Below are 11,842 nucleotides of genomic sequence, written 5' to 3' on the forward strand. Positions count from 1 at the left end.
GGGGTGCTTTTTTATAGCGCTTGCTTAGGAACAAGTCACCCCTTCCATCACCACAGCTTTATTGGCTTCAGTCGCAACAACAGAAGCAGCAATTGCTTCAACCACCTTACTCAATGACTGCCGTGAAACACTGACAATATCGACAATTTTATTGCCATCTGCACCAACTGCATCGGTAAATGCCATTCGACAACTGAGTTGTCGGTTAGGCAAAACTGCATTTTGTACACCTGTTGGCTGATTTAAGGGTCTGGCTGGATCATCACGTTTAATAATCCAAGCAACTGCCACCTCAATATCCCGATTCATCGCACCCATTAACGAACGTGTGTCGGAGTGTTCAATAATATCAAACCGAGAAAAGTCGGTTGCAATACGGTAAGAGACTTTACCACCAGTCATACCACTGCTGTAACGATCGACAGCAGCTAATTTCTGTTGCAAACCCGCAGACAAACCATCACGTAACTCTGCCCCCAACGTGGACGTCCAGCGTTCGTTATCCAATACATTAGATTTACCACTGCTGTCCTGTAAGACCAAAGGCGCCCTGTTTAAACGGTCGGGTAATCCCACTGGTAGGACTTCAATCACCCGTACATTTGAACTCACCAACGGTTTAACCGTTGGCGTCAAACTATAGTAGTTTGGTGTAGGCGAACTGGAACAGCCAGCTAAACCCACAACGGCCAATAACAGAGCACAGCCTGCTCGACTAGACTGCGGCAAATAGGACAGAAAATGTGAGCTATTTTTTTTATTTAGCATTCTTAACCTCAGGCGTTTTCCCACGAATGAGTGATTCTGGGTGTTGTTCAATATAGTCAGCCATTAACTGTAAAGATGCGGCAGCACGTGTCATTTGCTGTAAAGCACGGCGTACATCCTGTTGCATTGGCGCATCACTGGATAGAATGGTTTCAGTAGAGCGCATGGTTTTACGTACATCATCCAAAGTCGCCTGTAGTCCTGGCGCAACTTTCCCATCCAACTGTTTCACCAATTTATCTGTAGAGCTAATCGCTGAATTCATATTATTGAGGGTTTTACGTACATCCTGCCCAATTTCCACCAATGGGAATTTATTCAGTTTATCCGCAATTTGCGATACTTGTGCTTGTAATCCCTTCAACTCGGTTGGTGTGGTTGGAACCTCAATCACACCATTTGATCTGATGATTAAGTTTGCTGGTTTTGCTTTAGGGAATAAATCAAAGGCGATATAGTTCTGCCCTGTCAGTAGATTTCCAGTGCGCATCTGAGCACGCCAGCCTCTTTCGATAAAGCGTTTAAAAATCACACCATCAGGATCAAGTTCTTTGCCATTGGCTAAACGAGATGGATAAATGACCCCCTCAGCCCGCATCCGAATCTGAGTATAATTTGCATCAAACTCCGCATTAATCGACTGAATATTACCAATTTCAATCCCCATAAAGTCAATCGGTGCACCTGCCGACAAGCCACGTAAAGACTGATCAAAATACATAATGATACGATGTGGATTGCCATCTGGTTCTTTCAAAGCTTCAGTACGAGAATCCCATAAATTAAAACGACTTTGATCCGAAGCAACAGCAGCATGAGAATTCTCAGGATAACCGAAAGCAATCCCGCCAGCGATAATACTCACCAGAGACTGGGTATCTAGCTTAAATCCTGATGCGCTTAAGCTGACATCGACACCACTGGCCTGCCAGAAACGCGCATCTGTGGTCACAAACTTATCATAAGGTGCTTGAATAAAGGTCTGTAACTCAACACTCTTACCATCTTTGGCCAACTGATAAGCCGTGATTTGACCCACATTGATCTGACGATAATAAATAGGAGAACCGATATCCAGTGAGCCTAGGTTATTAGCTTTGAGGAAAAAGATTTTACCCGGTACATCTGATGAGATGACTGGAGGAACTTCTAAGCCAGTGAACTCATCCTGTTTTTGTTCTGCTTTACCGCCATCAACCTCAATATAAGCACCCGACAATAAGGTATCAATTCCGGAGACACCACTGGCACCAATGCGGGGGCGAACCACCCAGAAGCGTGAGTCTTTTGCAGCAAAATTACTGGCATCCTTGCGCAGTTCAATTTTGGCAATGACATGTGAATGATCATCGGCAAGATCAATTTGGCGAACAAGACCGATATCCACTTGTTTAAAACGAACAGTCGTCTTACCTGCAACCAGTCCTTCAGCCGTTCTAAAAGCAACATTAATGGTCGGACCAGTATCTAATACCGCTTTGACTGCCAACGACAGACCAATCAGCAAGGCAATAAACGGAATCAGCCAGATCAACGATGGTCGCCAGCGTCCTTTATTTTTCTCAGGTTCAGGCAAAATCTGCTGCGTTTCATCTACAGCATGAGGATCCTGATGATCTGAGCTTTCGTTATTGGTTTTATTTTCAGACATACACACCCATCATTGTTTTATTGACTGGAATTGGATAAATCATGATTCAAGGGAGGATGATCCACGTGAATCACATCTGAGCCTTGCAGGGAAAGCCCATTCTTGTTGTGCGTATTCTGGGCAGCAGAATAATTATCCCAAATAATACGCGGGTCAAAACTCAGTGAAGCAAACATGGTTAAAACCACGACTGCACCAAAAGCAACCGCGCCCGGCCCAGCGAGAATAGTTGCCAGTGATTGAATCTGAATCAGGGCGGTCAATAAAGCCACCACAAAAACATCAATCATCGACCATCGACCGATAAACTCGACAATCCGATAAAGCATTGAGCAATGCTCAGGTGAAAAATGCAATCGTTTAGAAGACTGCATTTTTACTGCAATCAACAGAAAACACAGAATTAAAAGTTTTAACATGGGAATAAAGATACTGGCCATAAAAATAACAGCAGAGACCAAATAATCCCCATTCTGCCAAAAATAGATCACACCACTCATGATCGTATCTTGCTGACTGCCTAACAAAGAATCTGTGACGGTCATCGGAAGTACATTGGCTGGAATATATAAAATACTCGCCGCAATCACCAAAGCAAGGGTTCTGTCCAAGCTCTTTGGTTTACGTTGATGCAGCACGCTATGACATTTCAGGCAATGTGAAGCCTGTTTTGCTTCAGCGTCTGGAACCTGTTTATTGAGCGTTCCACAGCAATGACAAAGCACCAAAGACAAATCTTTGGCTCTTGGATATTGTAGCGAATTTTTACTGTCGATATTCGCTGGGTATTTTGAAAAATTAGTCTGAGACTGTTCAGTTTTCATAAGAGTCTCCTGTCGATCTCATCCCAAAGATCTTTGACTTTTACTGAGGCAATATAAACCAGCAATATACTCAATATGGAGAATCCCCATAATGCAACACCCGGAATCACAACAACCATCCCGACCAGTTTAACCAGGGTGACCAATACCCCGATCAAAAATACTTCAACCATTCCCCATGTTCTAAATAAAAACAGGGTACGAAATGCTGCAACTAAATAACGAGGCCGAACTTTAAAAAAATGAACTGATGAAAGGACATAGAACAGCAGCAATAAATCCAATAGAGGCACCACGAAAGTCGTGATAAGAATCAGCACACCTACGGGCCCTTGCCCGGCATGAAACATTGCCCATGCAGCGCCCAGTAATGTCGTCTGGGAATCATTCCCCTGCAATTCCACCTTAACAATCGGAAAGCTATTGGCAATCACAAATACGATCAGCGCTGTTGTTACCATTGCCAGTAAAACACTAAATGGTTTGCTTTGCCGATAAAGCTCAGCCCCACAACAGAGACAATAAGCACGCTCGCCTTGGGTCAGCTGAATTCGATGATAGAGCGTGTCACATTCCTCACAGGCAACCAGCGTTTGCGGTGCAATATCACCATTTTGAATCAATGCTTGATGATTCATGGGTGCAGAAACTGGCGGACAGGAGGACGGTTCACGCATAGAACATCAACACCATTTTATAAATTCTTTTTAGACCGAAGCTCATCTTGCTATATTTTACTGAGATGTATACAGATGAGTTGTGATATTTTTTGATGATATCCTGTTGGTTTTATATAAACAATTGATCTGGCGAAATCTAATCTAACAATTGACCATGCATTTTATCTATTTGCAATATCAAGCGCCTATTTTGACATGATTAAATACGCAGCCGTTGCACCAAAAAATCGATAAAGACACGGGTTTTTGCTGGCAAGGTTCCTGTATTCGGATAGAGCAATTGGACATTTTGTACAGGTAACTCAAAATCAGCTAACACCCGAGTTAAACGATTTTGCTGAATATCTTCATCGACCAACCAAGCTGGCGATATCGCAACACCCAATGATGCAAGTGTCATCTGATGTATTGCTTCTGCCGAATTAGATTCATACTGACTTCTAACAAAAGGCAATGTATGTTTTTCACCTTGATCATTTTGTAAAACATATTGCGCATCCTGCCAATTCAATAAGCGATGACCAATCCAAGGAACATGTGCTAAATCAGCAATGCTATTGATTGGATAACGTTTTAAAAATTCAGGGCTGGCAACCAAATAAATCGGATATTCAGCAATTTTTCGTGTCCGCATCGATGAGTCTTTTAAGTTTCCCAATCGAATGACCAAATCTAATTTTTCAGTGACTAAATCATCTAAGGAAGAATTAAATGAATATTGTAGTTGTAATTGAGGATATTGGCGGCAAAACTCACCCAGCAAAGGTAAGATGAATTTCCGTCCAAATTCATTGGTCGATGAAAAACGCAATATCCCTGTGACACTTGTGGCTAAATTTTGACTGCGCTCAAAAGCTTCTTCGATTTGCAATTGAATGTGTTTGAAATCCTCATAAAAGCTTTTGCCTATTTCAGTCAGTGCGATATTACGCGTATTACGAATCAGCAAACTCACATTTAAATGCTGTTCTAAATGCTTGATATCAATACTCACCATCGATCGACTTAAACCCAAAATCTCCGCAGCCTTGGTAAATGATCCTGAATCAACCACTTGCAGAAAACTTATAATCTGTTTTAGGTTTTTTTGCATAATCACACTGATTGTTTGAAATTATTAAACAATGATTTTACTTCGCATGCATCGACAATAAAAGGCCTGAATCGTACCCTCCTGCATCTTGGAGGTCGCTATGTCATATCGCTATAAAATAGCAACAGTGTTTTTACTTGGGTTCTTTATTGATTGCATCAATATTTTCATGTCAGCAATTGCCTTACCCGATATAGCAACAGCTTTCTCAGTCAGCCCATCGATGGTTGCATGGGTAAGCAATGCTTATATTTTAGGTTTGGTTTTAATCATGCCCATGAGCTTATGGTTAGCAAGCGTATTGGGTGATCGGAAATTGCTGTGTTATTCAATGCTGCTTTTTTCTGTCAGTGTTTGGTTGATTGGCATGAGTGAATCAATCCATAGTTTAATTTTTTGGAGATTTGTTCAGGGTGTGGCTGGCGGATTATTAATCCCTGTCGGTCAAGCATTGGTATTTGCACTGTTTCCAAATCATGAACGGCAACATATCTCCACAATGATCATGGCAATCGCATTAATTGCACCAGCCTTTTCACCAACGATTGGCGGCATAATTATTGATGCTTTATCTTGGCGTTGGGTATTTTTCGCCAATATCCCCTTTACCGTGATCACTGCTTTTTTAGCATGGCGATGGATCAAAGAAAATAAAGCTAAAACGTCCGGGAAACCTGACTTTTTAGGGTTGTTTATGGTCAACATCAGCCTATTGTGTTTGTTACTCTCCTTCTCATTATTTAATGATTACCATAGTGTTGTACTCGCGATCAGTAGCTTTCTGCTTTCTGTCACAATGCTTCTGATTTATCTCAAATACGCAAAAAGATCTGCTCACCCGATCCTTAATTTGCAATTGTTAAAAAATTATAATTTACGCAATGCATTTATCGTTTATTACGCAGTACCCGGTATTTTTACTGGTGTGAATTTACTGAATATCTTTAATTTACAATGTAACCTTGGGTTTAGTGCCAAACAGACTGGCTTATTTATGCTGCTCTATGCAGTGGGTGCATTGGTATCGATGACCAGTGGTGGGCTTCTCTATCGTCATCTTGGTAAAAAGCAGCTTTTTATAATCGGTATTACGCTACATTGTTTAGGAATTTCACTGTTGTTCTGGATCTCAAATGCCAATGATTTAAGTACCTTGATTGTTGCTTATCTACTGATGGGAATGGGTGGTGGTCTAAGTGCCAATACTGCCCAAATCAGCGCCCTCATCGATTTTAACGGTCAAGACTTATTACAAGGCAGTGTGCTGTGGAACATTAATCGACAAGTCGCTTTTAGTTTAGGTACAGTTGTCCTTATTTCAATCTTTAGTCTGTTGCCTGCTGCAAATGACTTAATACGTTATCAGCATACTTTTTTGATTGCAGCTGTGCTGTGCCTCTTATCATTAATTTCCATTTTTAAGGAGAAAACCCATGTCTAATCCTATGGACAATGCATTACAACATGTTATCGATTTACATATTTTGATTGAAAATGTATTTACAGGTCAAAATGCAAAAGAAAGCCTAAATCAACTCTTAGCCAGTTTTGATCCAAATTTTAAAATGATTACGACGCAAGGCAATGTCATTGGTTTACCCGAAATAAATGCCTTGTTTAATCAAAATGTAGGTAACAAACCCGCGTTAAAAATTAAAATCTTAAATACTCGTGCTTTATTTGAAGCAGACAACCACTGCTGGATTCAATACCAAGAACATCAACAAAGCCATGAACCTGATACATTACGCATATCGACGGCTTGTATCAAAGTTGAGTCAGGTCAATGTTATTGGGTTTATCTACATGAAACTTTGGTCAATTTAGCCTCATCGAGTTAGTTGAATTAACGGCTATTGGTTTTCACTTTAGCAAAAATCACTTCCCCCAATCTTGACCTATCAACGACAAGGTCATATTTTGGGGGATAGATCAAAACATGAAATGACTCTAACTTAACCGTTTAAGTAAGTGGCTTTATCTCTCTTGTAAAGCTTGTTTCATCCGCGTAATCGGTTTAATCAAGTATTGAAATACGGTCTTTTCACCAGTCTTTACATCAACAGTGGTCACCATGCCGGGAATAATCGGAAGCTTTTTCCCTTGTTTATCCACTAAACTATTTGCATCGGTTTTGACCAAGATACGATAGTAGACTTCATTTTGGTTTAATTTCAATTCACTATTACGTTTGTCATTACTCAGGGTATCTGGACTAATCAGTGTCACTACCCCCTCTAAGCCACCATAAATCGAATAATCATAGGCACTTATTTTAACAACAGCAGGCAATCCGGGACGAAGAAAAGCCACATCCTGTGGGCGTATATAAGCTTCAACCAAAAGTTTGTCATCTAAAGGAACAATTTCTAAAATATCTTGTCCTGCATTGACCACACCGCCCACTGTATTAATTTTAATATTTTTCACAATACCGCGAAGTGGTGCTTGAATAAATGAACGATCAACAGGATCCGCACGCATCGCCATATTTTCTCGCGCCTGTGCCAATTCAGCTTCTGTTTTTACCAACTCATTATTCGCATCGGTTAAATAGCGATTTTTCCGATCTAAAATTTGCGCCCCCAGATCTGCGGATTGTCGTTGCATACGCAATACTTCCACATTTGAAACCAATCCCTGCTGTGCCAGCGGTTGGGTAATCGAAATCTCATGATCCAAGAAACTTTTACTGGCTTTTAATGCTTCGATCGCATCGACCATCGACTGTCGTCTTACCGTATAAGCCTGATATTCTCTTTGCTTTAATTCACTTGAAATCTCTTGAGGAAATATCGGCTTCGTCTCTGTAGTTTCCGCTTTCAATCGTGCTGCAATTGCGGTTAAATTTTCAACCTTAGCCTCGCTCTCTCTTAAAATAGCAGAACTGCGAGTATCATCTAGTTTGAGTAGAATTTGATTTTTTTCAACAACATCCCCTTCTTTTACTCTCATTTCCATGATAATCCCAGGGTCTAAGCTTTGAATAATTTGCTCACGACTACTAGAGATAATACTTCCTTGGCCTCGCGTCACCTCTTCTAAGGTACTGTTATACGCCCAAATTAAAAATACGACGATTAATACGAATAGCAAAACAATTACCGCGAAATAGCCATAATGTTTTTCTTGCTGTAAGGCACCATTCAAATCGTTTAACAGCTTCAAATCAGATTGGCTGATTGAGAGCTGTTTAGTTTGTTTTTTCATTTCTTTCACTTACTTAATCTGCATAATCATAACAACATCGTTTCTCATCCGACCAAATCTTGACGTTTAAAGCATCAGGTTATTTACGGATCCGAGCACTTACACTCACCCGATGAACTTTGGGTTTTACAGGAGGAATATTTTGCGGCTGTTGTTGAATTAATTTGGCAAGAATCTCTGCTTTAGGACCATCCATCGTAATGGCACCATTTTCCATCACAATAATACGGTCAACCAATGCAAGGACTTGAGGACGATGGGTAACCACCAATAATGTTCTTTGTTTTGCCCAGTTTTGAAGCGCATCTAAGGCAGATAATTCTGTTGCTTGATCTAGTCCAGTGGTGGGTTCATCAAGCAGTACAACTTGTGGGTCACGTAAGGTTAATCTTGCTAAAGCAATGAGTTGCTTTTGCCCGCCAGATAACCCTAAGCCGTTTTCACCGAGTTGCATGTCTAAGCCTTGCGGATGCTGATTGATCACCTTATCGAGACCAAACTGATGTAAGACATGCATTAACTGTTGATCAGTTGAAAAATGATCAGTTCTTGCCAATTCGAGATTGTCCCTAAGCGTACCCAAAAATAAGCGAGGGCTTTGGCTAAGTAAACTGACTTTGCTTCGTAAATCACTTGGGTCGATTTGACGTATATCAATATTGTCTAAAGTAACATGACCAGCATTGGCCTCATAAAGACCACTTGCGAGTTTTAATAAAGTACTTTTTCCACTCCCAATATGTCCCAAAATGGCAACTTTTTCACCTGCGTTAATATTTAGGGTTGTATCTTTGACTGCTGGTGCTGCATCTCGTTGATATTGAAATTGGATATGCTCAAAAGCGATCTGACCTTCGACCGATGCTAAACTGATATATTGACGGCTAGGATCGCGCTCAATAGGTCTTGCAACAATATTATTAATCCCTTGTAAGGCCAATTTGGCTGACTGAAATTTAATCGCTAAACTGGCTATTTGGGATAATGGCGCAAGTGCTCGACCAGATAAAATCACCGAAGCAATCAAAGCCCCCATGGTAATTTTATAATCGGGATTACTGCTGTGAATTAAATAAGTCCCGAATACCACCAAGAAGACGGTATTTAACTGCTGCATACTTGCGGCAAAATTCACCACCAAATTACTTAAATTTCGAACTTTAATTGAAGATACAGAAGTTTTTGCAGTGAAATTATCCCAACGTTGCTGCGCCCAATTTGTGGCATTATTGGTTTTTAACGTCTCGATTCCATCAATTGCTTCAACTGCCAAACCTTGTCTTTGAGATGACTCCTTCATAGACTCATTGATATAGCGAGCCAATGGTCTTTGCACAAAGAAGCCCACTGCAATCATAATTGGGATTAAGGCCAAGGGCACAAAGGCCAGCTTGCCACCGACTAATCCAATCACACTGATAAATAAAAATAAAAAAGGCAAATCAACAATGGTCAGTAAACTCGCACTAGTCATAAACTCGCGAACCGCTTCAAACTCACGTAGATTATTGGCATAGGCCCCAGCCGAACTTGGACGATCGACCAAACGTAACTGCATAACGCGTCTAAAGAGTGCTGAGCTAATAATTAAATCTGCTTTTTTACCTGCAATATCAGTTAAATAAGAACGAATTAATTTAGAAATAAACTCAAAACTAATTGCGATGATCACACCGATACTTAACACCCATAATGTTTCAAAAGCTTGGTTTGGAATAACACGGTCATATACATTCATAACGTATAGTGAACTTAATAAAGCTAAAAAATTAATCATCAGTGTTGCCAATACAACTTGATAATAATATTTTCTAAATCGCCAAATCACCTTCCAAAACCAAGCTTTAGGCAAATGATATTCTGGTAAATCAGAACGTAAATCTGATTGAACTTTTGGCTTAATAAACCAACAAAATCCTAAGTACAATTGTTCCAACTGCATCGCAGTGATGACTTTGGTCATCCCATCTGTTTGCAATAAATGATAAGTCCGTTCGTCAGCATGATATGTAACTTCGGTAATCACCGCAGCTTCTTCATTTTTTAATAAGATCGTGGCAGGTAAAGCAAGTGTTGGAATATCGTGTAAAGATCGCTTCGACAATTGGTTATCAAAACCATAACTCCGCAAAACCTCTGTGAGTGTGCCATAATCAATCTTTAAATCTTGATCACGCCCAACCCTCGCCAATAAAGCAGCTTCACTAATCGGACTACCTAATAATTTAGTCGTTAATGCGATATGTGAAATAATAGATTTCATGTTGTTCTACTTAAATAAATACTTTGAAAATAATCGGGAAACCAAGTTAGTTTGTGACACCAGCCCACTGACTGATTTTGGCTTGAGCCAATAAATACTCTAAAGTCGCAGCTCTAAAATCATGACGAGCCTCTACTTCTGTTGCTTCAATATTTGCAAGCTCGTTATAAGCATCAAGTACATCAATTAATGTTCGACGAGAGATTTTGAATTGTTGTTCATAAGCCCAAACGACTTTTTGTTGAACATCAATATATTGATTCACTAATTTAACGCGTTGTTCATTTTGAGACATATCGAACATGGCTGTTCGACTACGTTCAATGGTATCGCGTAAGCTTTGTTGCATACGCGACGCTACAGCGATCTTGGTTTGATTTTTCTGTGAGATCTTATGCTTTGAACCTTGGTTAAAGATGTCCCATGACATTCTTAAATAGATTTCTTTATTATCTGGACTTGCCGTCCCTTCTAAATTAATACTCGGCATTTGAGCCGCTTTAGACACTTTAATATCTTCAAGTGCACTTTCATGTTCTGCTTTTTGTGCTAAATAACTGGGTATTTGATCAACTTCAGCACGATGGTATTGGCTAATAAAATCTTGAGATGCCATTCCATAAAAAGGATCAACAATCGTATCTGGTGCTAAAAAATCTTGCGTATAGACTTCTAATCGACTCACAGTTAAACCTAAAGTACGTCGTAATTCAGCAATACCTGTTTCTACTTTTAGTCGACGTGCCTGAGCTTGAGCCAACTCACTGAGCCGACCTGAATCATGTTGCACAATAATATTTAAATCATGCAGCATTTTATCGTGACGTTTTAAATTTCGTTCTGCAACAACCAAAGACTCTTTAGTCCTTAATGCGGTTAAATACAATGTACTGATTTTATAACCAAGGTCTTCTCTGGTTTGTTCAGCAGTATATTGATAATAAGCTTCTTTTTTCTTATCTCGATCAACGGCTGCTTCGATCCCACCCCAAGCATAAACATTGACGGTCGCGCGTAGACCTGGAGCAAAATGCGTTTCTCGTGCATTACTTTCATATTTATGTTGTTGACCGAGTACTTGAGTCCCTATAGCACTGACAATCGGATAATGTTCAGCCTTAGTCGTCTGCATCGTACTATGTGCAAAAGACACATTTGCCTGAGCCTCCTGTATCACAGGATCATTGACCAGCGCTTGTTTGAGTATCTCTTTTAACGTCGCTGCATGTACCAATGGGCCATGTATTGCCAACATCCCTATAAAACACAGAGATATTGACCGTGTCAGTTTTCTATTCATTTGCATTGATGAGTTCTATCGGCTACCAGAAATACAATCAATGGCTATAAACA

General features: G+C 40.2%; 10 protein-coding genes. 2 read left to right on the forward strand and 8 right to left on the reverse strand.

Features of this window, described 5'->3' with window-relative positions; all coding sequences use genetic code 11:
* Window positions 1–24: 24 nt before the first annotated feature.
* The 5 genes from AS4_RS16915 to AS4_RS16935 all read right to left on the reverse strand — a co-directional run bounded on the left by AS4_RS16915 (window position 25) and on the right by AS4_RS16935 (window position 5,016).
* Window positions 25–768, reverse strand: a complete 744-nt coding sequence (locus tag AS4_RS16915; RefSeq protein ID WP_096734936.1) for a PqiC family protein — start codon at window positions 766–768, stop codon at window positions 25–27.
* Window positions 758–2,425 carry a PqiB family protein gene (locus AS4_RS16920; protein WP_167468956.1) on the reverse strand — a complete coding sequence of 556 codons (1,668 nt, stop codon included), beginning with the start codon at window positions 2,423–2,425 and terminating at the stop codon, window positions 758–760. The genes AS4_RS16915 and AS4_RS16920 overlap by 11 nt, the downstream gene beginning before the upstream one ends.
* Before the next feature lie 11 nt (window positions 2,426–2,436).
* Window positions 2,437–3,243 carry a paraquat-inducible protein A gene (locus tag AS4_RS16925; protein WP_096734937.1) on the reverse strand — a complete coding sequence of 269 codons (807 nt, stop codon included), beginning with the start codon at window positions 3,241–3,243 and terminating at the stop codon, window positions 2,437–2,439.
* Window positions 3,240–3,881, reverse strand: coding sequence for a paraquat-inducible protein A (locus AS4_RS16930; protein ID WP_227548166.1), 642 nt, complete (start codon window positions 3,879–3,881; stop codon window positions 3,240–3,242). Before AS4_RS16930 ends, AS4_RS16925 begins: the two co-directional genes overlap by 4 nt.
* 241 nt (window positions 3,882–4,122) lie before the next feature.
* The gene (locus tag AS4_RS16935) at window positions 4,123–5,016 is read right to left on the reverse strand and encodes a LysR family transcriptional regulator (RefSeq protein WP_096734939.1); all 894 of its coding nucleotides are present in this window, start codon (window positions 5,014–5,016) and stop codon (window positions 4,123–4,125) included.
* Between the two features lie 100 nt (window positions 5,017–5,116).
* Between AS4_RS16935 and AS4_RS16940 the strand changes: the two genes are divergently transcribed.
* A complete protein-coding gene (locus AS4_RS16940; protein ID WP_096734940.1) occupies window positions 5,117–6,457 on the forward strand; it encodes an MFS transporter in 1,341 nt (446 codons plus the stop codon).
* Window positions 6,450–6,857 (forward strand): hypothetical protein, encoded by a 408-nt coding sequence (locus tag AS4_RS16945; protein ID WP_096734941.1) that lies wholly within the window; start codon window positions 6,450–6,452, stop codon window positions 6,855–6,857. Before AS4_RS16940 ends, AS4_RS16945 begins: the two co-directional genes overlap by 8 nt.
* 136 nt (window positions 6,858–6,993) lie before the next feature.
* On the opposite strand, the gene AS4_RS16950 is transcribed toward AS4_RS16945, so the two are convergent.
* The 3 genes from AS4_RS16950 to AS4_RS16960 form a co-directional block, all read right to left on the reverse strand.
* A complete protein-coding gene (locus AS4_RS16950; RefSeq protein WP_096735557.1) occupies window positions 6,994–8,226 on the reverse strand; it encodes an HlyD family efflux transporter periplasmic adaptor subunit in 1,233 nt (410 codons plus the stop codon).
* Window positions 8,227–8,305: 79 nt separating this feature from the next.
* Window positions 8,306–10,489, reverse strand: a complete 2,184-nt coding sequence (locus AS4_RS16955; protein ID WP_096734942.1) for a type I secretion system permease/ATPase — start codon at window positions 10,487–10,489, stop codon at window positions 8,306–8,308.
* Window positions 10,490–10,535: 46 nt separating this feature from the next.
* Window positions 10,536–11,795, reverse strand: coding sequence for a TolC family protein (locus tag AS4_RS16960; RefSeq protein ID WP_096734943.1), 1,260 nt, complete (start codon window positions 11,793–11,795; stop codon window positions 10,536–10,538).
* Between the last annotated feature and the right edge of the window lie 47 nt (window positions 11,796–11,842).

It is taken from the genome of Acinetobacter guillouiae (assembly GCF_002370525.2).
GTDB lineage: Bacteria > Pseudomonadota > Gammaproteobacteria > Pseudomonadales > Moraxellaceae > Acinetobacter > Acinetobacter guillouiae.

Bases quoted from the DNA above. Each gene is read 5' to 3' on its own strand.
- AS4_RS16945 (WP_096734941.1), top strand. From the start codon at position 6,450: ATGTCTAATCCTATGGACAATGCATTACAACATGTTATCGATTTACAT.
- AS4_RS16930 (WP_227548166.1), bottom strand. From the start codon at position 3,881: ATGAATCATCAAGCATTGATTCAAAATGGTGATATTGCACCGCAAACG.
- AS4_RS16915 (WP_096734936.1), bottom strand. From the start codon at position 768: ATGCTAAATAAAAAAAATAGCTCACATTTTCTGTCCTATTTGCCGCAG.
- AS4_RS16960 (WP_096734943.1), bottom strand. From the start codon at position 11,795: ATGCAAATGAATAGAAAACTGACACGGTCAATATCTCTGTGTTTTATA.
- AS4_RS16950 (WP_096735557.1), bottom strand. From the start codon at position 8,226: ATGAAAAAACAAACTAAACAGCTCTCAATCAGCCAATCTGATTTGAAG.
- AS4_RS16940 (WP_096734940.1), top strand. From the start codon at position 5,117: ATGTCATATCGCTATAAAATAGCAACAGTGTTTTTACTTGGGTTCTTT.
- AS4_RS16925 (WP_096734937.1), bottom strand. From the start codon at position 3,243: ATGAAAACTGAACAGTCTCAGACTAATTTTTCAAAATACCCAGCGAAT.
- AS4_RS16935 (WP_096734939.1), bottom strand. From the start codon at position 5,016: ATGCAAAAAAACCTAAAACAGATTATAAGTTTTCTGCAAGTGGTTGAT.
- AS4_RS16955 (WP_096734942.1), bottom strand. From the start codon at position 10,489: ATGAAATCTATTATTTCACATATCGCATTAACGACTAAATTATTAGGT.